This is a genomic window from Rhizobium sp. WSM1328 (genome assembly GCF_057653715.1).
On sequence record NZ_JBYGKO010000003.1, the window covers coordinates 393,506 to 417,970 of the forward strand.

General features: G+C 55.7%; 19 protein-coding genes and 3 pseudogenes. 10 read left to right on the forward strand and 12 right to left on the reverse strand.

Annotated elements, in window-relative coordinates:
- Positions 1-67: 67 nt before the first annotated feature.
- The 3 genes from AC2444_RS29505 to AC2444_RS29515 are packed head-to-tail and all read left to right on the forward strand — an operon-like array spanning position 68 to position 4,652.
- Positions 68-1,030 carry an aminotransferase gene (locus tag AC2444_RS29505; protein ID WP_245461246.1) on the forward strand — a complete coding sequence of 321 codons (963 nt, stop codon included), beginning with the start codon at positions 68-70 and terminating at the stop codon, positions 1,028-1,030.
- Positions 1,031-1,039: 9 nt separating this feature from the next.
- Positions 1,040-3,442, forward strand: coding sequence for a DEAD/DEAH box helicase (locus AC2444_RS29510; RefSeq protein WP_245461245.1), 2,403 nt, complete (start codon positions 1,040-1,042; stop codon positions 3,440-3,442).
- Positions 3,390-4,652: a hypothetical protein gene (locus AC2444_RS29515; RefSeq protein ID WP_245461244.1), complete on the forward strand. Its 1,263-nt coding sequence runs from the start codon at positions 3,390-3,392 to the stop codon at positions 4,650-4,652. The genes AC2444_RS29510 and AC2444_RS29515 overlap by 53 nt, the downstream gene beginning before the upstream one ends.
- A 67-nt stretch (positions 4,653-4,719) precedes the next feature.
- On the opposite strand, the gene AC2444_RS29520 is transcribed toward AC2444_RS29515, so the two are convergent.
- Genes AC2444_RS29520 through AC2444_RS29530 form a run of 3 tightly spaced genes read right to left on the reverse strand, consistent with a single transcriptional unit; the run spans position 4,720 to position 6,432 of the window.
- Entirely contained in the window at positions 4,720-5,199 is a 480-nt protein-coding gene (locus AC2444_RS29520) for a hypothetical protein (RefSeq protein WP_128449389.1), read from the reverse strand.
- 5 nt (positions 5,200-5,204) lie between these two features.
- Positions 5,205-6,110: an ImmA/IrrE family metallo-endopeptidase gene (locus AC2444_RS29525; protein WP_128449388.1), complete on the reverse strand. Its 906-nt coding sequence runs from the start codon at positions 6,108-6,110 to the stop codon at positions 5,205-5,207.
- A 1-nt stretch (position 6,111) separates the two neighbouring features.
- Positions 6,112-6,432, reverse strand: coding sequence for a helix-turn-helix domain-containing protein (locus AC2444_RS29530; RefSeq protein ID WP_128449387.1), 321 nt, complete (start codon positions 6,430-6,432; stop codon positions 6,112-6,114).
- A gap of 176 nt (positions 6,433-6,608) precedes the next feature.
- Here AC2444_RS29530 and AC2444_RS29535 point away from each other — a divergent pair, with 176 nt between their 5' ends.
- The 5 genes and pseudogenes from AC2444_RS29535 (at position 6,609) to AC2444_RS29555 (ending at position 12,641) form a co-directional block, all read left to right on the forward strand.
- Positions 6,609-7,805, forward strand: coding sequence for a nucleotidyltransferase domain-containing protein (locus tag AC2444_RS29535; protein WP_128449386.1), 1,197 nt, complete (start codon positions 6,609-6,611; stop codon positions 7,803-7,805).
- Between the two features lie 5 nt (positions 7,806-7,810).
- Entirely contained in the window at positions 7,811-8,299 is a 489-nt protein-coding gene (locus tag AC2444_RS29540) for a type II CBASS E2 protein (protein WP_128449385.1), read from the forward strand.
- A gap of 4 nt (positions 8,300-8,303) precedes the next feature.
- Positions 8,304-9,431 carry an HNH endonuclease gene (locus tag AC2444_RS29545; protein WP_128449384.1) on the forward strand — a complete coding sequence of 376 codons (1,128 nt, stop codon included), beginning with the start codon at positions 8,304-8,306 and terminating at the stop codon, positions 9,429-9,431.
- Positions 9,432-9,593: 162 nt separating this feature from the next.
- Positions 9,594-10,294, forward strand: a pseudogene (locus AC2444_RS29550) (T6SS phospholipase effector Tle1-like catalytic domain-containing protein); the annotation flags it as partial.
- Between the two features lie 472 nt (positions 10,295-10,766).
- A complete protein-coding gene (locus AC2444_RS29555; protein WP_164902771.1) occupies positions 10,767-12,641 on the forward strand; it encodes a hypothetical protein in 1,875 nt (624 codons plus the stop codon).
- 141 nt (positions 12,642-12,782) lie between these two features.
- On the opposite strand, the gene AC2444_RS29560 is transcribed toward AC2444_RS29555, so the two are convergent.
- Entirely contained in the window at positions 12,783-13,439 is a 657-nt protein-coding gene (locus AC2444_RS29560) for a hypothetical protein (RefSeq protein ID WP_128449383.1), read from the reverse strand.
- 439 nt (positions 13,440-13,878) lie between these two features.
- Positions 13,879-15,051, reverse strand: a pseudogene (gene tuf, locus AC2444_RS29565) (elongation factor Tu); the annotation flags it as partial.
- A gap of 311 nt (positions 15,052-15,362) precedes the next feature.
- Here tuf and AC2444_RS29570 point away from each other — a divergent pair.
- Positions 15,363-15,557: a hypothetical protein gene (locus tag AC2444_RS29570; protein ID WP_128449524.1), complete on the forward strand. Its 195-nt coding sequence runs from the start codon at positions 15,363-15,365 to the stop codon at positions 15,555-15,557.
- A gap of 181 nt (positions 15,558-15,738) precedes the next feature.
- Here the strand turns inward: AC2444_RS29570 and AC2444_RS29575 are convergent.
- Positions 15,739-16,086 (reverse strand): annotated as a pseudogene (locus AC2444_RS29575) (site-specific integrase); the annotation flags it as partial.
- 94 nt (positions 16,087-16,180) lie between these two features.
- On the opposite strand from AC2444_RS29575, the gene AC2444_RS29580 reads away from it, so the two are divergent.
- Positions 16,181-17,737, forward strand: a complete 1,557-nt coding sequence (locus tag AC2444_RS29580) for an ISL3 family transposase (protein ID WP_128449522.1) — start codon at positions 16,181-16,183, stop codon at positions 17,735-17,737.
- Between the two features lie 106 nt (positions 17,738-17,843).
- On the opposite strand, the gene AC2444_RS29585 is transcribed toward AC2444_RS29580, so the two are convergent.
- The 6 genes from AC2444_RS29585 to AC2444_RS29610 form a co-directional block, all read right to left on the reverse strand.
- The gene (locus AC2444_RS29585) at positions 17,844-18,080 is read right to left on the reverse strand and encodes a hypothetical protein (protein ID WP_245461255.1); all 237 of its coding nucleotides are present in this window, start codon (positions 18,078-18,080) and stop codon (positions 17,844-17,846) included.
- Positions 18,081-18,326: 246 nt separating this feature from the next.
- Positions 18,327-19,187, reverse strand: a complete 861-nt coding sequence (locus AC2444_RS29590) for a hypothetical protein (RefSeq protein WP_128449521.1) — start codon at positions 19,185-19,187, stop codon at positions 18,327-18,329.
- A gap of 233 nt (positions 19,188-19,420) precedes the next feature.
- Positions 19,421-20,662: a hypothetical protein gene (locus AC2444_RS29595; RefSeq protein WP_128449520.1), complete on the reverse strand. Its 1,242-nt coding sequence runs from the start codon at positions 20,660-20,662 to the stop codon at positions 19,421-19,423.
- Positions 20,663-20,977: 315 nt separating this feature from the next.
- Positions 20,978-21,487: a hypothetical protein gene (locus AC2444_RS29600; protein ID WP_128449519.1), complete on the reverse strand. Its 510-nt coding sequence runs from the start codon at positions 21,485-21,487 to the stop codon at positions 20,978-20,980.
- 70 nt (positions 21,488-21,557) lie between these two features.
- The gene (locus AC2444_RS29605; protein ID WP_128449518.1) at positions 21,558-23,216 is read right to left on the reverse strand and encodes a M4 family metallopeptidase; all 1,659 of its coding nucleotides are present in this window, start codon (positions 23,214-23,216) and stop codon (positions 21,558-21,560) included.
- Between the two features lie 153 nt (positions 23,217-23,369).
- On the reverse strand, positions 23,370-23,996 hold the full coding sequence (locus AC2444_RS29610) for a hypothetical protein (protein WP_128449517.1): 627 nt from the start codon (positions 23,994-23,996) through the stop codon (positions 23,370-23,372).
- Between the last annotated feature and the right edge of the window lie 469 nt (positions 23,997-24,465).

A 24,465-nucleotide genomic window follows, 5' to 3' on the forward strand; every position in this document is an offset into this window, starting at 1 on the left:
CGGCCCTTCCCTACCGTTGTAGTTGTGGCGTTTGTGGCGCTTCTCGTGTAACCCAAGAGTTGCAACCATGTACCGAGACATCATGCATAAGCAAGCGCCGCCAAAGGCCACATTGAACAAATGGCTCACCAGCTATTCCTCGTCTAAAAAGGGCTACGGTCATATTCTGCTGGAACAGATCGTTCCCGGCGACGCAACGATACGCGAGGGCCTCCGACCCTATTTCGAGTCCGCGCATTCGGATGCTCGCGAGTACTTTCATGCCTATGCGGGCATGAGCCTCCATCCGGATGCCGGAGCTCCGGGATGCAACGCAAAATATCCAAACTGCCTTCCTCCGAAGGCCAGGCGGGGCGTGTTTGGAGAGGTGATGTCGGGGCTGATGACCGAGGCGCTGGACTTCGTCGGCAATCACGAATGGATCGTCCCGGTATTTCTCTTCCGCAACCAAGAAGACGCAAGGCAATATATCTACGTTCTTTCGCGCGATCCCGCGCGCAAAAGAGAGGTTCTCGGCCGCAAGGGCGACGATTTTATCGGCATCGTCGTCAATGACGACGGCGCAGTCACGCGTTTCATTGCCGGCGAGGCCAAATGGCGCAAGAAATGGATACCCTCCGTTCTTGATGACGTGATGTTTGGCACGAAGATTGAGTTACCGAAAAAGTCCGGCAACCTTGTCCACGATGGCAAGGGTGTATGGTTCGAAATCAACCGTGCCCTCGATGTGCCGATTGGGGTGAAGCAGTTGCAGGACATTCTCCAGGAGCTGGCGCCCGATGAATACGCCAACGTCATCCTCTCCCTGGACAAGATCCAGCAACTGCAGAATCCGGCGCCGTCCGAGCGCACCGATCTCATTCTTCTGGTCGGGGGCAGCGCGGCCGGTCGGGGTGAGGGTGAACCGTTACTGGAATGGGAAACCAAACCCTCCCAGCATCAGAAGAACAGGGACCTTCAGGTCGTCGAAATCATCCTGTCGGATGGCGATGCACTGATCGACGCGCTCTATGACAGCCTGTGGCCCTAGGGGAAATCCATGCCGATCACAGATGCAGAACGCATAGCAATCGCGACCCGGACACGAAACGCCATTGGCCAGGATCAGCTACTGACACCGAGGCAGGCAAGGGCTTTCGTCAGGGCGATACAGACTACATGGGACGTCGAGACCATACAGTGGTCCGAAAACGATTCCGGGGAAACCCTAACAGAGGCCTACAGACTCATCCATGCCGGAGGCGTCCTGCAGTCGGTCGCGGGCGGAAACCCGGTGGATGCGAGCTCAGCCTTTCGTCGGGCAGGCGAACTCTTCGAATGGCTGGCCCGCTCGGAGGACAGCTTGGCTGAAGTCGTGCCCTTGGCACTGTTTGCGGCGGGATCCTACCAGCTGGGCGGATTGCCTGCCATGGCAGCGGGACTATTACGGCAAGTGAAGTCGAAGGACGACGGCATTCTGTTGTTCGCTGACTTCCTGAGTGCCGATTTCGACAGCGTGCTGCAGAGGGTTGCTGCGTTCTGGAACGCGCATCCTGAGGCGACCGTGCCGGACGCCTCAAACGCGTTTTTCAAGGCGGATGTTGACTCCGATCTTGCGTGGTTGACGACGCTCGAGCTGATCCGATCGGTTGGGCTCGCGGCCGACAGCCTGCGCCGGGGCCACGTCGACAGGCTGGCGGCCGCTATGACCCACCTTCGCCAGGTCGAGCGCTTTCTGGTGCGTCTTGCCCCAGAGGACGTCGCGACGCTGGCCTTCTTTATCCGGTCCGCTTGCGAGCGTTATACCAAGGCGACGATCTATCAGCCTCTTCGGCGATTGGCCGCAACGCGTCCAGGGCATCTGGCGTATCTGGATGGTTTTGCCAGGCGGCAATATGCCAGAGGGCGTGGCGTGCTCTGGCAGTCGCAACATCAAGGCATAGAGCGGCTGCTCCAGAACTCTTCCTTCGCCCTGTGTACACCGACCGGATCGGGTAAAACGCTCGTCGCGAACCTGGCGATCGTAAAAGAGCTTCTCCTGCTGAGCGACGGCCTTCTGGCACCGCTTGCCCTCTACATCGTTCCCTCCCGTGCGCTCGCCGGCGAGGTCGAGGCGAAACTCACCGGCGAACTCGGCCGCGAATTCATCGTCACCGGACTATATGGGGGAGCCGACTGGGGCATCACAGACGCCTGGCTGACCGCGGATACCCCGACCGTGCTCATTGCAACTGTCGAAAAGGCCGACGCGCTGATGCGCTATCTCGGACCGATGCTGCTTGCGCGGTTGAAGCTCCTGCTGGTGGATGAGGCCCACCAGGTGGTCGTCGAAGACACGGTTTATGAGCAGGAAAGCCTCGCAGAACATCAAAGCCGTGCGGCGCGGCTCGAGGCCTTCATTTCCAGGCTGTTGGCCCGCAAGCCCGGCGTCGTCCGCATTGCGCTTACCGCGGTGGCAGGCGGGGCCGCCGGACCGGTCGCCCGCTGGATCGAGGGAAATCTGGCCGCGGAGGCGGTGGGATCCTATTATCGCAGCACCAGGCAAGCGATCGGCACGTTCGAGGTTCGCCCCGGCGCGCCGCCAGAGATCCTCTTCGACATGCTCAACGACCGCGTCCTCGCGGTGCGCGGCCGCGGTCAAAACGTCTACATGCGCCTTCGCATTGCGCCAATGCCGCAGGCGCCGGCCACGGTCAGAGGCAGCCTCAATCACAACACGCAGCTGGCGATCCTGTGGGCGGCCCTTCACCTGACAGAAGGTGACCGACGTATCCTCGTGTCAGTGTCCCAAAGTCCGGAAGACACCATTCGCTGGTTTGCCCAGGCTTTCTCGCTCAAGGGATGGGATGCGGTTCCGGCATTCGTGCCGCCGGCCGATGGCCCTGATGCGGAGCTCTTTCAGTCTGCCAGGATGGTTTGCGCCGATTATTGCGGCCAAGATTCCCACGAGCTTAAATTGCTCGACAGCGGGGTTGCGACGAACCACGGCCAGATGCCACAACGTCTTAGGCGCATGATGGTGGCGCTAATCGAGCGCTCGATCTGCCGCATCACCGTGGCGACCGCCACTTTGACCGAAGGCGTCAACCTGCCTTTTGATCTGATCTTCGTGCCCTCTGTAATGAGAAGTTCTTTCGATGTCGCGACTGGCCAGCGAACGGAACATCCGATGTCGACGGCGGAATTTCGCAATCTTGCCGGCCGCGCCGGCCGCCCGGGTGCTGCCAAGGGTATGGAGGGCATGACGCTTGTCGCTCTTCCGGTTTCAGAATCGACCACCGCGAATGCTCAAAGACCGATCCAGCGTAATCAGATCCGCGCCCGCAGGGGCGAATACGACAATCTCCTCGGGGGGTTGATCGCGGACGCTGCAGGGGGGGGGCCAGCATCACAGTCCGCTTGCAGTGCTGATGCGCTCCATATCGCAGAGAGCCTACCTGCTTGGCGCGGCGACGCCGGCTGATTTCCTGACCTGGCTGGAGGTTGTCATCCCGGAAACCCTCTCTCCAGAAGCGGGCACGGCGTCGCCCTCGGCAGCTGCCCGGCTGGCAGACAGCATCGACGAGCTGGATGGCATCATCCTGTCTGCGATCGAAGAGCTGCAGGCCATCGAGCCGGCCCAGCTGACCCAAGCGCAGATTGAGACGGCCATTGCCAACATCTGGCAGAACACATTCGCGCGCGTGGCTTCCGCCTATGAAGCCTGGATGGAACAGGCCTTCATTCAAAGAGCCAAGGGTCTTGTCGGGACAGTTTATCCAGACGCCGATGAACGGAAAACCCTTTACAGTTTCGGCTATACCCCTTGTATCGGCCGGCGCTTCCGGCCTGCGGCAGAAAAGTTGATTGACATCCTGCACTATGCGGACCGCTATGGCGGAATGCAGGACGACGACCGGCTGGCGTTGTTTCGGCAGATGGGAGACATCATCGCGACGGACCGCGGCTTCGGCTTCGCGGTCCGAGACACCGTCATGGGTCGCGATCTCTATGCCAGATGGCATGAGGTGCTGGCCTGGTGGATGTCGGCTACCGATGCTTCGGAGCCTCCGGTCGACGATCTTCGCGCGTGGCAGACATTCGTTGCGGACAATCTGGAATTCCGGCTGGGCGTTGCAATCGGAGCCGCCGTTGCCCAGCGGTGGACCGAAGAAAATCCCGATCCCTTCGCGACACCGGCCCTCGACACGTGGAAAGACACGGCGGACCTGCCGTGGTTCGCGTTCTGGGCGAAGGAACTGCTCCGCTGGGGGACGCTCGACCCGTTCATCGCGTTTGCCTTGTCGCAGGGCATCGCCCGTTCGCGCGATGATGCCGTCCCTCTGAAGCAGGAGTTCCTGGATTGGATGGAACAGCGGGATGAGCCGGTGGCAGACGACGAGGATCTGATCGATCCGCGACATTTCCTTGAGTGGTCTCGCAGCAGAAGAACAACTACGGCTGAACTGGTTGTATCCCGATCAATGCCGGCCGGCCTGTCCGGCACCACCGGTGCCAAGGGAAGATATTCAGTCATCCCAATCCGGATCGCCGATGGCCTGCGCTGGATCGATCCGGCCGGATTCGAACTGGCCGTATCGCCAGACAATTCGGCAATGCTTGGCCCAACCATGTATAGCCAGGACTTCGATCTCGTGATGAGCGAAGGCCCAGAGATAGTCAGAACATTCTGAGACCAGGCACAGCGACCGTCGTCGCCCCCCGCGCTTTATCCGTCTGGCAGTGCATTCCCCCGTGACACTAGCGTGATTGGTGCGCTCCCCTACGCTGTACGATCGTTTGATTTAGAATCCGTCGATTGATTTTTTGCTTCCAACTCAACTGTCTCGCCGAGAGTTTCCGTTTGAGTTTTGTTTGCTTGAGAAAGCGACATTCCTTGTCATCAAACAGATATCCCATCCGGTAGGCGTGCTCGATGAGATCGTCGTTGGCATTGCCAGAAAGATCCGCCTGAATGCGCTTCAAACCTTCAAAGAGGTTTCCGGTGTCAATTCCAACGAACCGGTTGATGCAGACATTGCCGACATAGGTGGTGGCGCCATTGAGTCGATTGCGAATGTAGCAATGTTCGAGAATATCCTGACCGCAAGGGCATTGATCATATTCTTCACTGATCTCGACGCCGACCAAGTCCCATTCAAGTCCAGCTGTCTCGAATGACTTCGAGTTCGACAGGGGAACGATGTGGGCTTTGAGGCGCTCGAAATTATGGCCTTCCATCGAGATCAATCCCTGCGATATAGTTCCTGTTGAGCACGCCACCGGTCTCTCGTCGTCATATCCTCGCTTTCTTCCTCCTCGTCCTCTGCACGTTCGTGCCATAGCATGATCAAGGCAAAGCCGTTGTTCTGAAGGCAGACCTGTTCGCTGAGGGCTGGGGCGCGCTGTCCGCGGGGTACGTCAATCCAGAGATCGGGCAGACGGCCGTCAATTTCGCTCGGAACGCCGATCCGCATGTTCCTCTGGTAGAACAGCGAACCGTGTGGGACGGATCTGTTGCGGCTTGCTACGACAAAAGGAAAGCGCTTTCGATTGTGGTAGACACGTCCAACCTTCCCATCTTTGACGACAATAAAGGCCAGGGATTCGGGGTGATATTCCGCATATGCCCGCGCCATGGCTTCTTTGCTGACACCAAATTGATCAGCCAGCTGGAAGACCTGTTCCAAGCTCGGCGAGGGATGCTTCTTGAAGGCCTCACGCAGTCTCGGCGGTGGCATCAGGATCAGGGAAGAGAAGCGGTTCGCTTCGACCTCCATTTTCGCCCGACGGTCGCCCTCTTTTGCCGAGAGCACACGGAGGTCTTCCCTTGAGCAAAGAAATTGACCGTCTTTGTCTGGGATATGGTTGGCGATCAGGAAGTGGCCGAGCTCGTGCCCGATAGTAAACCGGCGACGCGGCTGGTTTACCCCCTTTTTCACCAGGATAATGCCGCGGCTCCGAATTGTGTCGGTGATCAAACCGCCCTCAAAGCCCTCTGTCCGTAACTCGGCGATTTCTTCGACTTCGAGCTGAAGCGCCAGTTTCTCGATCGGTACGGGAAGCGGAAGATTTGGCTCATGCTTCAGGATCAGGCTGACAAGCCCTTCAGGCGACCCTGTATCAGCCAAATCCATCCGCAAGATATCCATTCTACTTCCCCTTAGGCTTCAGCCTGTCCATCAGCATCTGGATGGTCTCTCGATCTTGCGGAGCCAGGGATTTGAGATCCCTATACATTGCGACGAGGCCGGGTTCTTCGTCTTTTCCTTCCGGGTTCTCCCCGACCAGATCGGCGATGGCAACACGAAAATGCGTCGCGAGTTTTGTGAGAAGTTCAATCGATGGGTTCGTGCTGCGGCCGGTCTCAAGATCGTAGATGTGTGTCTTGGACGCTCCAATCGCATCCGCGACATCCTGCAGAGACTGGCGGTTTTTTCCCCTGAGTTCTTTGAGCTTGCCAGCCAAAGACATGTTTGAAGTGCTCCCTTGAATCGCTGAAGGCGCGTGCACTCTCGTGCCGCGCCGTTCGGTTAATCTGTACAAAACTATAGCACAACGCTTGACGATGGCAAGCGTTCGATTTATCTGTACGAAATTAGGCGAGCGAATCTTACGGCGAGATCGCTTTTCGGGCGCAGGAGGAATGCATGTTTCACGACCACCGACTTATCATGCGGGACGGGATGCTCATCGGCGCTCTGGAGCGGATGTGCGCCACACTCGAAATCGCGCCGAGCCAAGCGGAGCTCGCGAAGGAGCGCTACGACGGCGTGGGCGGATGGTTGGCGGAATCGGAGGATCCTTTGCTCAAAGCAATGGGAATTTTTCTCCAGGGATCGACGGCGCTCGGAACGACTGTGAAGCCGATCGGCAGCAATGAACATGACGTCGATCTCGTAGCCCATGCGCCAAACCTTGGAAATTGGGTCGAGCCTGTCGCGTTGAAGAAGGCAATCGGCGATCGGTTGAAAGCCAACGGCCATTACAAGCCGCTGCTGGTGGAGATGGCGCGCTGCTGGCGGCTCGTCTACGCCAACGAATTCCATATGGATATCACGCCGTCTATTCCGAACCTGGGCTGCAACATGGGTGGCGAGCTCGTCCCAGATCGGGCGCTCAAGATTTGGAAGCCATCAAACCCTAAAGGCTATAAGGCATTGTTCCTTGAACGCGTGAAGTTGGCGCCTCGTTTCCGGGTAACAAAGAGCTTCCATGCGGAAGATCGCGCGCGTGCCGACATCGAACCCTATCCGGAGCAGGTTCATTTTAAAGGCCTGCTGCAGAGGGTCGTCCAGATTTTGAAGCGGCATCGGGACGTTTTCATCGCGGTCAACGAAATCGATATGTCTCTGTCGCCGATTTCGGTGCTCGTTACAACGTTGGCGTCTCAGAGCTACGAATACTGCGTGAAGACGTTTACCTACGACACGGAACTAGACCTCCTCTTCGATGTCATCCGCTACATGCCGGACTTCATCGAAGCCCGCAGCGTAAACGGTCGAATGCACTGGTTTGTCTGGAACGAGACGACCAAGGGCGAAAATTTCGCTGAAAAATGGAACGGTGATCCCAAGCGGGCAGAGATATTTTTCACCTGGCACTCTCGCGCTCTTGCCGACATCAGCAGGCTGAAAGATGTCGAGGGACTTGATGGCCTGAAGCGGCAGCTCGGCGACGCCTTTGGCTCCGGTCCGGCCAAAGCCGTAGTGGACTCGATCAGCAAGGATATCTCGACCTCTCGCCAGAACGGCACCCTTGGCGTAGCACCCCGTATTGGCCTTGTGACCGGCATCACCACGGCCAGCGTAACGCCCGTACGCGCCAACACTTTCTTTGGGCGGTAGCTGCCATGCGTTTTTCCGATCTGAAGCCATTGACCGCTGCGCAGCAGTTTCTTCTTTTGACGAAGAACCCGCTGTCGACTGGTGACGGTGAACTCGGATCGGGGCGTTTCAGGTGGCATTACAAAACATCTCCAACACCTCTTTCCCGCATTTATGACGCGCGACTGGAGTTTGCGCCTAACCACTCGCCGAGAGTGTTCATCGACGGCCCTGATCTCCTGATGCTGTCGGAAGGAGAGGATCTTCCACACGTATACGACCAGAAGCCCACCCTCCTCTGTCTCTATTTACCACGAACCTATGAGTGGCAGCCATGGATGCGGCTCGATCAGACTATCATTCCGTGGACGTCACTTTGGCTCTTCTATTTCGAGGACTGGCTGATCGATGGCGAATGGCGGGGAGGGGGAGAGCATCCGGAGCATCGTAATGTAGAGCAGCGTATCAGCCGAAGCCGCTTGCAGCGGCGGCACGCGCCTGGTCGAAGGGATTGAATGAATGGTGAAGTCCAAGATTCCCGACAAGGTCCAGCGTGCGCTTTGGGCGCGTGCGGCAGGCCGTTGTCAGTTTCGTGGCTGCAACTGCGAGCTCATAGGCGACCTCCTCTCAGGAAAGGAGGATAAGATGTTTGGCTTTGTTGCCCACATCGTCGCCGACTCGCCTGAGGGAACCCGCGGTCATCCGACCAGATCGGCACTTCTCGCCAAGGATCTCTCCAATCTTATGCTTCTGTGCGCCAAATGCCATCGCTTGATTGATAATGAAGCGCCTGACGAGCATCCAGAGGAACTTCTGCTACTCATGAAGGAGGAGCACGAACGGAGGGTGCGCTTGGCAACTGGTATCCAGCCGGATCGCGCTTCACATGTCATTCGTTTCGGTGCCAACATCGGCAAAAACGAAGCGCTCGTCGCTAGAGACGAGATTTTTGCATCAATGCTGCCGGATCGCTCACCGGCATCCTTTGAAACGATCGATCTCGAAATGCTTGGTCTGTCGCTCGATGATGCCGATGAGCAGTATTGGCAAATTCAGCAGGGTAATTTGCAACGTCTGTTCGCCGATAAAATCAGGGGGCGAATCGAACGGCAGCAAATCACCCATGCCAGTGTTTTTGCGCTAGCACCCCAGCCGCTCTTGATCGAGCTCGGACGGCAGCTTTGCGACATTCTGCCCGCCGAGGTTCATCAGCGACATCGTGAGCCCGCCACATGGAAATGGCAGAATGATACGCCTTCGATCAAGTTTCAGACCGCGACGCCGAGCGAGATCCACCCGACGGTTGCGCTTATTCTGGGCCTCAGTGCTTCCGTTTCCCAGGACCGGATCGTTTCCGTTCTAGGGGATGAAGTTTCAGTTTGGTCGATAACTGCGAAGTCACCACACAACGACATCATGAGGAACGCTGGCGACCTTTCCCGCTTTCGCCAGGAGCTGAGACGGTTCTTTGACCGAATAAAGTCGGTACACGGAGAAGGGGCAACGATAAACGTTTTTCCCGCCTTGCCGGTCTCGGCGGCGGTGGAAGTGGGGCGCGTGTGGATGCCAAAGGCTGATTTGCCTTTGAATGTGTTTGATCAGAATCGCAGGATCGGTGGTTTCGCATCTGCTCTGACGATCCAGTGACTTCGCTGCTAAGGCCCACCAAAAACATCACCAAGTAGGGGCGAGCTAGTTGAAGTGGTTTCTATCTGTGGTAGATTTTTGGCGCATTGAGGGGAGGCTAACGATTTGCCCAAGAACATCGTCGTCTGCTGTGATGGAACCGGCAACGAAATCGGCGTGAACATGTCCAATGTTCTCAAGCTGTATAGGATGCTTGAGAAGGAAGACGATCAAGTTGTGTATTACGACCCTGGCGTTGGAACGTTGGGTCAACGAAAGACCTGGGGGAGAATTAGCCAGAACGCAAAAGGCGTTCTGGGGCTTGGCACAGGCTATGGCCTGGACGACGATGTGCTTGGTGCCTATCGTTTTTTGGCTGAACATTACAGTGAAGGCGACCAGGTATTTCTTTTCGGCTTCAGCCGCGGCGCTTACAGTGTCCGTATCCTTGCTGGCTTCATTCACCTCCTCGGTTTATTGCACCAGGACCAGTTGAACTACGTCGGCTATGCGTTCGCCGCTTACAAGCGCGCCGCCATGGACGGTGAAGATCTTTCCGTAGCTTGGCACTTCCGGAGAATTGTTGGCGGACGGACGATACGATCAAGTTCCTTGGCGTCTGGGATACCGTTGCATCCGTCATCGTGCCGCGACCTGACCGTTTCTACATCCCGAGTTTGGAGACACTGCCTTACACGCTGCAGAACCCAAGCGTTGAAGTCTTCCGTCAAGCAATTGCCATCGATGAATTTCGCCGGATGTTTCGATTGCGTAGATGGAAAGAGGGCCAGGAATTCAAGCCAAATCGCTTTTCGACGTCGGAGCCTCGAAAGCAAGACAGCCGCCAGGTTTGGTTCGCGGGCTGCCATTCCGACATCGGCGGTGGCTATCCGGAGGACGAGAGCGGGCTATCAAAATTCCCGCTCCGCTGGATGATTCAACAAGCCAAGGCAAACGGGCTGAGCGTAAACACGTCGATGTTCAATCACCTCGTGGAAGGAAAGGCGAGGAGTGATAGTGAACATGAGTACGCTGAGCCCAGCGTAAGTGCGAAGTTGCACGTATCAGCAACCGGCGCCTGGCGTATTCTCGAGTGGGTGCCGAAGAAGATGAAATGGCGAGAATGGCCAAAACGCAAGGGCCTGCTTGGCTACTACCTGCCCCATTGCGAGCCGCGAGTCATTCCTGAAGGAGCAAAGATCCACGAGTCGGCGCTCCATCGGAAGGAGGCTGTGTCATCCTATCGCCCGCAGAATTTGCCTGCGGCCTATGACCTGGAAATGTGAGGATGCGGGACGGTTCGATGTTATTTCATCACGTGCCGTTGCTGGCGCGCTGACGAATGGGGGAAAGTTAATGGCACTGTCCAGCGATCAATGTACGCCTTACTTGTCGGTTTCGATCTACAAAGCCACCAACGGAGAGGCCGTCGCATCAAATGAGCTGCTTACCGCCATCCGCGATCTCGCAAAAGACAATGCTGACAAAAAAGGCACGGAAAAACCAAGATTTCCTGCGGTCCAAGACCCGTCCATCGAAAGTGGCGGAACGACGATTGCCTGGGCGCACTACGTCGAAAAGCGATCACCGAGTTGGTTCTCCGGTGAGGGCATTGCAGACACGCTCAATCAGCTGATCATTGTTGCCAAACGCGGTGATTTATACGCGTTGCAGTTCTCGGATAATGGTCTTCGAGGTACGGTAGCAAAGAAAATTCTGCGCGCGACCAATGGACCTTTCACGAGAATTAGGCGGCTTAGTTCGAGCGAGATCAACAAGGCATTTGTCGAGAGCCAGGTCCGCACGCTTTGGCTCAGCGGCACCCATCGCCGAACAACGATCAAGCCTGACTCGAAAATACTGTCGGGACTTGAGTTGGAGACTTCCCTCGATCCACTTGGGGACCAGACCTACTACTTCAGCTCGGTCCGCAGCACGATGTCCTTGTCGGAACAGCTCACAAGTGCAGTAGTCGGCGCAAGTCCAACCGGGAGCAGGATCTGGATTGGACCTACACGGTCTTGGGAGGAGTTCATCGTCAACGTCGGTCTAATCCTTGATCGAGCCGCAAACTGCATGAACGACGCAGCGCGAGCGGACAGGCCGCTTCCTATCCTCGCTTCGGCTATCACCACACTGGAAGGAATTGAGCAACCTTACGATTTAGCTTTCATTGTCCCCGAACAGGTGAATGATGGAGTCGGACACGTAGGCGAAGACGAACTTCGATGGCTTCAGCAGTTCGGCGATGCCGCAAGGTTTGAAATTACGGCGACGGCCGAAAGCGCCAACTTTGAAGCCGAAGTCTACTGGGCTGATGTAAGGCTCGGGCGGCTGGCCTACGAATTCGAGCGAACGCTGGGTTCCGATGTTCGTCTCAAAATTCGGAAGGTTGACGGCTTCGACAACGTGGACCGAGATGTCGAGATCCTTAAGATCTGTCGGCAGCCAGACAACATCACGGCTTATTTCGACACTGGTCACACTTTCTCCCGTGGTCATTTCTACGAAACCAGGTTTCGCGACGCCAAGTTCTTGGACTGGCAATGGGTCTCGATGGCCCATGATGGAACTGCGTTCTGGCAGGAGAAGCCGCTGGATGGGCAACGCTTTGCTGTTGAAAATACCGGCAATGCTGAGGACAGTTCTCTCTTTGGCATGGTTGCCAGACACTGGCCCAATCTGGATGCACGGGGCCTGCAAACTGGATGGCTAGTCTGCGACGACGGTGCGATGGAATCTGCAGATTTCATCCATTTAAACGACATAAGCGATCCGCCTGAGTTGACCCTAATCCACGTGAAGGGTAGCGGTTCCGACAATGCCAATCGTGGGATTTCCGTTTCTGACTATGAGGTCGTCGTCGGGCAGGCGGTTAAGAATCTGCGCCACGTTGATCGCGGATTGCTAAGAGAGAAGTTGGCAAAGAATGCCGAAGGGGTGCTCCAGAATGCAGTTTGGCACGACGGGCAACGTCAGGAAAATAGGGGAGCGTTACTCGCGATTCTCGATGGCCTGGGCTCCAACCTGAAAACAAAAGTGGTCGTGTTTCAGCCCCGTGTCCGTCGCAGCGTCTTAAATGCCATTCGTGGCAAGATGGCTGACGGCAACTTGGTCGATTCAGATGTTCGACGCATGCAGCAACTGGACGCCCTTCTTCTTGGAGCGCGAGCTGATTGCTTTTCGCTGGGGGCAGACTTCCGTGTAATTGGCGATGGTGATGAAATCTGAAGCCGCATGGTTCTGCGGAACGGTATGCTGGAAGTCTTTATCATCTAGCAAAAAAGGTTCATCATTACAGGTGCAAGGCGGCGACGGGGTCGTGAACGACGCTATCGCCATACGGTTGGTTCTTGCCATCCGAAGGTCAAACTAATTGTATGCATCTGAAGCGGCTTTCCTTCTACGAACGTCGCGATCTTCTGGGGCCCAATAGAGCGGTACAATTCGATGACGAATAAAGAATCGGTTACCGCTGCTATTGCACGTGTGATGCGAGCGAAACCATAGTCGCGTGTCGATCTTATCTTCGAAAACGACGATATCCTCGATGTTCGTGGTTAATTGCTCTTTCCAATTGGCGAGCACTTCCGCTGCACGTTTGGCGCGGCAATAGATAAGGATCTCGCCGTGATCTCGTCCGTAGACGCTATTGCTGCAGCGCGTGCGCAGTTGCAGAAACCCCTTTACAAGCCAAGTGTAATCGCGATGTAATTTCGCCTCGGCAATCCAGCAAAAATGGTCATCACCCTTGATAAGAATGTCGCAATGGCCCCCGTCCTGAGTGTCGTGAGAAGCTTCAATTCTCAACAATGCCAGCTGTTCAATGATGCCGGTTGTAAGAGCGTCCTCTGAATGAGACTGGTTAAGATGGCGGTTGCGAACGAGCGCATCGTAAGAGTATTCGAGAATGCTCTCGAGAGCCTTGACCCGTCCGCCGTGGGATTGAGCGCAATGGTAATCGGTCACAGCCCCGCCACACAGGCCTCGGAATTTGGCATAAAATGCCCGCAGCTCCTCGTAGGTCAAGTCTTTCCGTTCATCTGGTGGTTCCAACGCGATCCCTCAGCAAAAATATCGGTTGCACGCGGCTTCGCGCATTGAATATGAGTTCGCCAGTCTGGGGGTGAGAAATTACGTCGTCTTGTATTACGGCTTCGAACTGATCGGGTGTGAGAATGACTTCGTCTTCACAGAGGAGCTTTCCCCTGACGCGGAAAATCGATTCGGTCGACGATGACAGAGAAAAGATTGCCTCAAGAAATCGCTCATTGAGCTGATCGAGCTCAATTGCTTTTGTCAGCGTAGTGAGGGTGAAATAGCCCGTTGACGTTTGCAGTTCTGGAACGACTTTGCGAAGGTCATCGCGAAGTTGGGCCACGGAACGGCCGTCTCGAACGGCGGCAACGTGGGAGGAAGTCGCAGTCGCCTGACGACTCCGCGTCAGAACGGGACCATCGCCTTCTTCGTCGATGATCCGGACGACAACGCCGGCACCGACGGTGCGGCCGCCCTCGCGGATAGCGAAGCGCAGCTTTTCTTCCATCGCGATCGGAACGATCAGCTCGATGTCAATGGTAACGTTGTCTCCAGGCATAACCATCTCCGTGCCTTCCGGAAGCGTTACGATGCCGGTCACGTCGGTCGTGCGGAAGTAGAACTGCGGACGATAGTTCGTGAAGAACGGCGTATGACGGCCACCCTCTTCCTTCGTCAGGATGTAGGCTTCAGCCATGAACTTCTTGTGCGGCTTGACCGAACCCGGCTTGCACAGAATCTGGCCACGCTCAACGCCGTCACGGGTAACGCCGCGGATCAGCGCACCGATGTTGTCGCCAGCCTGGCCCTGATCGAGCAGCTTGCGGAACATTTCAACGCCGGTCACCGTCGTCTTCGTCGTCGGGCGGATGCCGACGATCTCGACTTCTTCGCCAACCTTGACAATGCCACGCTCGACGCGGCCGGTCACAACCGTACCGCGGCCCGAGATCGAGAACACGTCTTCGATCGGCAGCAGGAACGGCAGGTCGATCGGACGCTCAGGCGTCGGGATGTAGGCGTCGACAGCAGCCATCAGCTCGCGGATCGAATCTTCGCCGATCTTCTTGTCCGAATCTTCGAGAGCAGCAAGTGCCGAGCCTTTGATGACCGGGATATCGTCGCCCGGGAAGTCGTAGGACGACAGCAGTTCGCGAATTTCGAGCTCGACGAGCTCCAAAAGCTCGGGGTCATCAACCCGGTCGACCTTGTTCATGAACACCACGATCGCTGGAACGCCAACCTGGCGAGCAAGAAGGATGTGCTCGCGCGTCTGCGGCATCGGGCCGTCAGCTGCAGAGCAAACTAGGATTGCGCCGTCCATCTGGGCAGCACCGGTGATCATATTCTTGACGTAGTCGACGTGGCCGGGACAGTCGATATGTGCGTAATGACGGTTCGGCGTTTCGTATTCGACGTGCGCCGTCGAAATCGTGATACCGCGTGCCTTTTCTTCCGGAGCAGCGTCGATCTGGTCGTACGAGACGAAGGTCCCGAAATATTTGGTGATGGCTGCGGTGAGCGTGGTCTTCCCATGATCAACGTGGCCGATCGTGCCGATGTTGACATGTGGTTTTGTCCGCACGGAGATTTGCTTGCTCATAGGCCCTATGCCGAACTTGTAGCTCTGGTTCATGGAAAGCATATTACCGTCAGCGGATTGTGCAATCGACTTTTGCGTTCACTGGATACCTGGCTTTCTGTGCGCCGAACGATTTATGACTAGTGTGTGGTCATTTGAGATGAAGACCTACGCGCAACGTCGGGTGCGAGCGCAACAGGGAAACAGTGGCGGATTGCCAGTCCTGTCCTGTCACCAAAGGCATTGTCGTGTCGCGACGATGTGCTTTCATTTTGACACAACCGGTTCCATAGGCCGAGCTACCTCGATTGAAATCGCACTGCCTCGACATCATGTCTGACGTTTCGTTTGCTGACCGGCTCGCGTTCGGCCGGGAGTGCGATGTCACCCTCGCCGGACTGACGACGCTCGGCGCGGCGATCTACGCGGGCTCGCGTATGCTGCAGCTCCGCAATGACAACTGGCAGAACAAGGAACCGCTGCCGATGGGCGTCCTCTACCTCACCGTGGTGCCCGCCGACATCTGACCGAAGTCCTGGTGCCGCGTCGCGTATCATTCGCCTAGCCGAATCTCTGCTTAAGCAGAAACACAGATTTCTGTGTGCACAGATTATTCGCAAAATTCGCGCTCTACCTCGCTGGGAAAGCTCGTCTCCAATCGACGTAAATCAGTTTCACGATCGAAGACGGTGGCGTTTTCAAAAATTATTAGGGAGACCGGAATGGTCTTTGAATGCAAGCGACAAGCCGGAGCCGTTCAGGCGGCGTAGTTCCATGGCATGAGCGCGTCGATTTCACTGCTGGGCCATCCATTCGCCGGAATGTCTGAAACAAGGGCGCCCGCGGCGTGTCCTTCAGGCCCGCAGCCTCCATATAGTCATCGAGGTAGCTTTCCAGCGAATGGTGGCAGGGCAGTTCCACCTGCTTTCCACCTTTTTGGTGCAGCCGAACCCAGAGCCGCCGGTCCTGCGGGTACACGTCCCTCACTTCCGTATTCGAGGCGGCGCCGATCCGCGCAAAGGTATAGGTCATCAGGCCGATCAACGCCCGGTCACGCTTGCCTGTGTTCCGGCGTGCAAATTTGGGTCTGACTCATATTTGATGATTTCGCGGTCGAAACTGGCGCGGTTATCAGAAAGGAATCAGCACCATGGCGACCAAGTTTCGTCTGTCGTCCCTGATCCCGGCCGGATTGATTGTTGAGCGTTCCGACGAGAGCAACGGGGTTATCATTGTTTCAGCGCGGGCTGCCGCCGATCGACGTTCCTGCCCTTTATGCAACCGAATGTCAGATCGTGTTCATAGCCGCTACGTTCGGAAAATTGCTGATTTGCCTTGTGCTGGCACCAGGGTCCAACTGCGATTATCGGCAAGGCGCTTTATCTGTGAGATGACATTCTGCCGTCGCCGGATCTTCGTCGAAAGGTTTGGAGAGCTTGTCGTTCCGGAGCGCAGCCGTCGGACCGCTCGGCTTGATACCGTCGTACATCATCTCGGGTTGGCTCTGGGAGGGCGGCCCGCAGCAGCCTTTGCCAAACGCTTGATGATCCCAGTCAGCAATGACACCCTGATCCGCGCGGTGAGAAGAAGATCCGCGGCGTCGGATGACGCGCTAAGCGTCGTCGGCGTCGACGATTGGGCTTTCCGCCGCAATCACCGCTATGGCACCGTCGTATGTGATCTTGAGAAGCGAAGGATTATAAAGCTTCTGCCCGATCGAGAGATCGCGACAGTTTCCACCTTCCTTGCTCAGCACCCCGAAATTGCGATTGTTTCCCGCGACCGAGGCGGTGGCTATCGTGAAGCTGCCGCCAAGGCTTTACCCCATGCCATGCAGGTCGCAGATCGTTGGCATTTGATGGAGAACGCCAGCGCGGCGTTCCTCGACGTCGTGCGCAAATCCATGCGAGCGATCCGTACCGCAATTGGTGCTACGACGATCAATCCTGCGCTACTCACCTGCGCTGAACGACTGCAATATGACAGCTATCTGCGGCTTGAGGACGAGAATTCGACGATCACCAAGCTGTCCTCCGATGGCGTTCCAATAAAGGAAATCGTGCGACAAACCGGCTATAGCCGCGGCACAGTTCGCCAGATCGTCCGCGGTCACAGAACTGATGTGTTCCGTGTCAGACAAAGTTCCCTTGAGGCCCATCTGCCGCTGTTAGATCAACTCTGGAGATCTGGGCAGCACAACGGCGCTGAACTCTGGCGACAGCTAAAGTGCAAAGGCTTCCGTGGTTGTTCTCGTGTCGTCGGCGAGTGGGCCGCAAGGCGACGGCGGTCTGAGCGGATCTGCGACCAGCAACTTCAAAAAGTGCCATCCGCCAGAACGATTGCCCGATTGATGACAACTGCTCGCGATCAACTGAGTAAAGCTGACACCATCACCATTGCGGCCATAGAAGCCGGCGTTCCCGCCTTGATCCAAGCCCGCAATCTAATTGATCGGTTCCAGACAATGATCCGAAGGAAGGCCAGGACAGAACTCGACCCATGGATCGCTGATGCGCGCGACAGTCTGTTCGCCCCCTTCGCCAACGGGATACTAAAAGACAAGGCAGCGGTGTCCGCCGCCATCACAGAACCTTGGTCGAACGGCCAGGTCGAAGGACAGATCAACAAGCTGAAGCTCGTTAAAAGGCAAATGTATGGGCGTGCCAAGCTGGATCTTCTTCAGGCACGATTGATCGGGGCAATGTGAAAGAAATCGTCATCAAAAATGCGTCAGACCCAATTTTGGACGCCGATTGACAGCCCCCCTCGGCCGGAACGAAATGACCACGGGGGCGGCTTGGTTTCAGTTGGTTTCAGACGCTGGTAGTCTGCCAGCGCATTTCAGTCGCTATTGTGCTGCAATCCCTTAGGTTGATGTCGTTCTGCCGCATCACCACCGTTCGAAGCTCGATGGCGGCACCTGCCTCGAACAGCATAGCGAAGGATTGGATGGGCCGGTCGAAGGCACCCTGCTTCTTGACGATGGTATCGTGGAGTTCTTCCTCAGCCGCATAAAGCGGGATACCCCCTCGGCGCGTCGCCTTGGACACTGATTTGAAGCGTTATCGAACGATCATATTTAACAACGCGAAACCTTCTGTTTTTCTGCTCAGCCGCCATTGGGGTAATTACTGATGATGAAGACGCTGATCAAGAGTCACTAGCTGAATTCTCCGCAAGCCAATCCTCTTCTCTTCAATTCAATGCCTTGGGAATTGTTCACGGACGACGAACCAAGGTGAACGAGATGACAACTTCAGCTCGCGGCCCGACCGGTGTCGATTTGTCGGCGTGTCCTATTGTAGTGGTTGTGTGTAGCCGAGGGATTGCAGGCTTTCATTGACCCTATTGGTCAATTTTGAGGGGGTTGTTTGTTCGTTGGCGACGATGATTGCCAGTTCATAGGCAAGTACGGTCAGCCGGTCATCCGGCGCCTGCTTATTTTTTTCGTAATCCCTCAGGACATTTCCAATTTGGACCATCTTCGCTTCGACCTGCTCAGACTCAATTCCAGCCAGATCTTTCCAGTAGAGATCCCAAAACCTCTTGTAGTCCGTAGAGTTGGGGTCAATGGGGGTCTTCAGACTTGCAAGTCGTCTAACGACTGAGACCGTCTCAGCGTAGACCGCGACTTTTGGCTGATACGCGCCGGTTTCGATTGGCGATGATCCGATTTCGTCGTAAGCCCATTTGAGTTCTCTGTATGTCTCAAATTCCAGTTGCGGGTCTGTACCCTTTTGGATTTTTACCTTTTCCGCTTCTAACTCGTTGATCTTCTTATGAATTCTCTCTCTATTTGTCCTCAAATCTTCAAAATATGATTGCCAGTCACTGCGCTCCTTCGCGCCTGCGACATGTGCGAAGTAGTCGGCAAACCTAATTCGTAGTTCGATGTTTTGGTTGACAGCGGTATCTAGGAAGCTCTTGATATAATCCTGTTGGCCTCGAACGACTGTCTGTTCAAACTCAGTCTTTTTCCGCCAATCCTCGATCAAAGCGCTGACGATAGTTACTGTCGCCGGGATCGCCACCGATGCCAGTCCGATGACAACAGTGCCCCAAATGAACTTTTGAAAACCATAACGAGCTTCCTGTTGCCTCAGCGCGATTTCAGCCGCACTGATGGTGTGAACTGCAGGTACTGCGACATCCGCCATGGCCCTATCCTCCAACCGACAGCCAAGAAATAACACAATCAGAACGCGCGCACCATAGTACACCTACCGAATGCCGAGTAGGTCCGGTGTAACATATTTTCGAGACGCATATCGCAAGAGAACTCTTCTCCTATCCCGCTGTATTGACCTGCCACTGAACTTTCATCCGGCGACGATTACAGCCTCGGCAGTTTTGAACCGCCCCCTTGTTCTTGCAGATCATCTTGCAACGCCTACCGCTTGACGGAGACGTGGACATGCGCGCTGTCTTCGAAGAACACCCAGTCTAGCCCAGCGTCGACCGCAAGGTGACCGAGCCGGCCGAGCTTGTCTCCATCTCGTGGTGATGTGGTAACGTCGGCCGCGCGTCCCTCGTAATGCAGGGAAGCCCCATGGTGCTCGTTATTCTCGTCCCAAGCTTCTGTCACCCGCAGCGTCACACCGGGCCATTCCGCGCCGACGTGCGCGGCCAAGCGATCCAGTCCGTCTCTGAGCCGTGCCGACATCATGCGGTCCGCGCCTGTGCCTTCCTCGTCCTTAAACTCGATGTTGCCATTTAGATTTTTGACCAGGATCGCGAATTCCGGATCGCCACGCTTGATCTTCTTGATGATCGGTCCGCAGACATTGACCTCGCTCTGGTTCGGCACCTTCTCGCCGAGCATCAGCTCTTTGGCACGGGCCGCCGCCGATGCGACAGCCGCTGTTGATGGGTGAAAATCAACGTTGACGGAGGCCAAACTCGTCGAGTCCAGATAGTTGACATGCAATTTCGCGATAGATTGGCCGGAGCGGCCCAACGCCCCGAGCGTCTCTGCAAGCAGGTCGATTTGTGTGGGGGGCGTTGAAGAGACGGGCGCCGCCGGCGGGGCGCTTAATGAAGCGAGAGCCGCGTCCGCCAACATGGCGTCAGTCAGAACGTTCATTGGCTCTCCCTCCACGACCACACTCGCGCCATCGATACGCGTCGAAACCTTGTGGAGGAATGCGTTGGGCGCGAACGCTTTCAAACTGTCGATAAGTGCGATGACACGGGTTCGGCTGTCCCAGAAATCCATCACCCCCTTTGATTTGAGTGGGTTTGTCGGATTGAAGCAACCGATGCTTGAGAGGTAGAGCCTCGGGGGGTGGCCAGGGTGGATAAGGATGGCCGTTCGTTTCCCTGTGTTCCCCAAAAGGACGCCAGGCATATGCAGCTTGCCTGGCGTCTTCAAATCCTCTGAATAATCTATCGTGCTATAGGTCGGCCCGAATTGTGTCCAGAGTGGATACGTCTCGGCTTCGACACGTTTTCCGTTGTCTTCCTCGCTGTTATCGCCTGGCCCCACTGCTTCGCAAATATGACCTGCAAGTTCGGGCTTGGGGAAGCCATCGATGTAAACCTGATATGTTCCATATGTGCGCGTTGCCGCACCCTTTTTTTGTATTCCGAGGCGTCGAACGTGAAGCTCCCATCCCTGTTTGGTAATCGGCATCTCGTGTCTCCTTATGCCGTAAAAGGGCCACCGCCGGATTGTTTGCAAGTCGGGGTAGACGCGTCATCCTTGCTTCAATCAGGTCGTTTCATTCAAAGGCTTGTACTTCCAGTTTTCTTCCCGGGCAGCTAGCCACCCCGTTTAGTTTTTGAGTGATAGCCAGCATCGAGAACCCATCGGCGCTGGTGATCACGTCAATTTCTCCGCCACCATTCGCTTGCTTTTCATCCGCGGTTTAGATTGGCGAGGATGATCCTGATGACGTTGCCGGTGCGCGAAGGCCAAATGATGCAGGCAATCCAGAGCCGATGTCCGCTACTTGCCCTCGATCTTTTGATGGGCGATCATGGGGCTCTTTGTTTCGGGAATGTCGACATAGTAGAAGCCGGGGCATTTGTCGTCAGTTTCTTCTGGGCAATTGACCTCGATCTCGTCGATTGCAAGATCCTCGCAGCTTGCTCCTCTGGCTTCGTCCAAGGTCTTGTCCGTGGCCCCTGGTTTCAATTCGCTGAAGAACAATGCCACCGTAGACCTGTTCTTCTCGCCGTCTTGGTCCGCCCCCATGTTTTTTGCTTGCTTGTCCATGGGATAGTGGAAATAGACCGCAATCGGGCGGCTTGTTCCCTGCCCAACGTTTTTCAACTCAGCCTTAAAAGAACACATGGGCGTGCAGCTGCCACCGCCGCAATCCCCCTCAATTGGGGAGGTCACGAGCGAGAGCTCATGAGTTGCGGCGTCTGCCAACGAAGCACCGGCACTCAACATTAGCGTCCCTGTGGTGCAGGCCAGGCCACAAATCAGTCGATAAAACGATGTGCTAGACATTACCAACCCCACGCCACTTATATCCGGTGATCTTTTTGAAACGCGCGCGCACGCACGACCCACTGATCCTCTAGACAATACCGACGTCGTCGAAGGCCGCCTCGATGGCCGAAACTTTTCGCGCAAGCTGAACAGGAGACGAAATCCTGAACAAGGTTCGCGCTGCGCTGACGGCCACTCGTCGACTGTCAGTGAATTGAGACGTACGTGAGAGGAGCTGGGTCACTGCAACGTAGAAGATTGCAGCGACTTCATCGGGTGTAAAGACCAGAGTGCCGCTGTTTTCCGCCACCAGCATGAGATAGGCCGCCTTGTTGTGAATGCCGCTGTTGGTATGAACGCCTCCCCAGTCGCCCCTCTGCGTTACCGGCAGAACGCGATATTGATCCATATGCGCTGGTTGCCCGCACGAGGCAGGATCGGACATGTCCCGGATATGGCCACCGCCTTGCGCAAACCCTTCTCCAAGTCTCCAGTCCCACAGACGCGGGTCGAGCTTTCCTCTGTTGGCAATCAGAATGCCGAAAATATCCGAGTAGGATTCGTTTAGCGCTCCTGATTGTGCTGCATACTCAAGGCGTGACGTGTTGTCGGTTACCCCGTGGAACATCTCGTGTCCGACGATATCGAGGGCCGCGGCCAGGGTAAGCAGTTGCCCTGCATTCAGAACCTGTCCATATACCATCTGCATGCCATTCCAGTATGCATTGAACCACTGATTACTGCCCGGACTTTCCTGAATCACGACGCAATTGATACTGGCGTTCATGGGGCCGCCCTGATTGTCGATATTGTTTCGCAAGACGACTTCGCGGAGAAATCGTGCCACTTCTGCGGCATTGGCATGCGCGCTGACAGCTGCAGGTGGCCAGGCAGGTCCGATTTCGTCGCCAGGGAGAGCTGCATCGTCAACATTCGGATCCCGAAAGCCAAAATCGAAGGTCTGGATGTTGTAGACTACGTCCTTCAGAACGGCGCTCGCACCAAGGTTTTCGATGGTTATGGTTCGCTGGATATTGCGAGCATCGAGCGCAACCTGTTGCTCAGCAGCCATCGTCGGCGTGCGCGGTAATTCCGCAATGACTCTCGCAGTGTTCGCGTCAACAACGTAGTCAAAATAACGTGGTGTCAGCTGACGCGCTCCGGCCCTTTCCGTTAAAGTCACCTCGACATCCTCGAAGATATACGTCAGATGCCACTTATCTTTCTTCGGCTCGTAGTAAAAACTGAGACGAGGCGCCACGCCGCTGAGTTTTTTGTTGAAAGGCTTTTTCCTGCTGACTGCCTGCGCCGCTCGAGAGGCAGAAACTTTCGCGATAGACGGTACATCTCGCGGATCTCCGAGCGCCGAATTCAGGCTTACTAGATTGTTTTCGTCATCCAGTTCAACGGTCACAAGCGAGCCGTAGACCGGGATGTCCTGAAATGTCTGCCGGAATTTGACCGTCTTCGTATGGGTGAGTGGAACGGTTTCGGTGCCGATGACCTTGAACCGGGAAACCGCATCATCTGTTGATGGCGCGACAAATTGTGGAACTCCTTCGCTGCCGAGCGCGTGATCGAGATAGCGACGGGCTGCGGTTTGAGGATCAACGGCTTTTGTCGTCGCGGGCTCAAAAGCGCTGGACTCTTCGCCTGCGAGCGCGGCAAACATCGGAGCGGATCCGGCATCTGCAACATGCATCGAAAATGATCGCATTCCATTTCCGGACTTCTGCGACTCTGCCATGACGAGCTCTCCCTAGAACGCAGGCGCAGCCTGCTCAACACTTTGGTTTTTTACAGCCACTTTCAGGAATCTGTCGAAATCATCTGCATGCAGGCGTCGACGCCCCATCCTCTATCGACGCCGGGCACTTTCTTCTTGGCCTGCGCCTCTGTTTCAACTGCCCGGAAGCACGCAGGTGGCCACCTCTATGCGCAAATCATCAAGTGTTCGCACCGGGGCAAAGCCTTTGCCGGCAGGTTGGTTGACGATCGAGGCCTTTAGCGATTCGACCAGGCTTCGGTAATCCGGTAATGTGCGAGAAAGCTTTTTTCGAAGGTTTACGCGCACATTCAAGATACCGCCGTTTACGATTTCGCCAGCAGCCGTACTCGTTCGATAGCTAACGAGGAACGGCTCGCCCGCCTTGCGTATGCAGACGAGTTGCTCCGCAGCGTCTAGCAATGCAGCGCTGGTTTCGCCGGGCCTGAAATATGTCGATCCTGCCGCAATAGTGCCGCCGGCAAGCCCCGCGCCCTTGATAAGGTTCAGGTCTGCATCATAGAGCAGGCCACCGGCTGCAACCCCTGCGCTCGCTATCAAGCCGACAGCCGCCATGTCTTGGGCACCTGACGCTTGATCGGACAACGCGATATACTTGTTAGCGAGAAGATCGGCATAGTGTATCGTGTCGGCCAACGTCTCAGTGCTTTGTTTCGAATAAATCTCAACTTCGCTTCGTTGGACATTTGTTGCCCCGACGCAACTGCTGAGGAAAGCAGGGATCGATAAAACTACGGTCATTCTGCAAATTATCTTCGTTGCCATTTGGACCCGCCCAGCCACTCGTCGTTCTTGCCATGAGTTCTGCTTGCCGGCCTGAGAATGGCGCATTGAATCTGCTCCAGGCTCTCAACAAGGCCGGCAATTCATTATCACAACCGGCCGATTCGCCGGAAAATCATGCCAATAAAGTCCCGCTAGAATAGGTTTAAGAATTTCTTCGGCGAACTAGCTCTTGTTAAATACAATTTTTGATGTACTATACATTCAAATATACACCTTTCAAGTCATTATAGAAAAATGTCGTAGTTGATTTTTTAGATTGAAGAATAGATATGCCTATTATATCACATAATGAAATGTGAACAATGTATCATTTTGTGTTTGTAAACAATATCACAAAGATATTTGTGTAGTTGAAATTTGTTATCTAGAAAAGATACATTTTGTTTGATGTTGCTCGCGGTATGTTTGCGTGCGATTTGGGAAA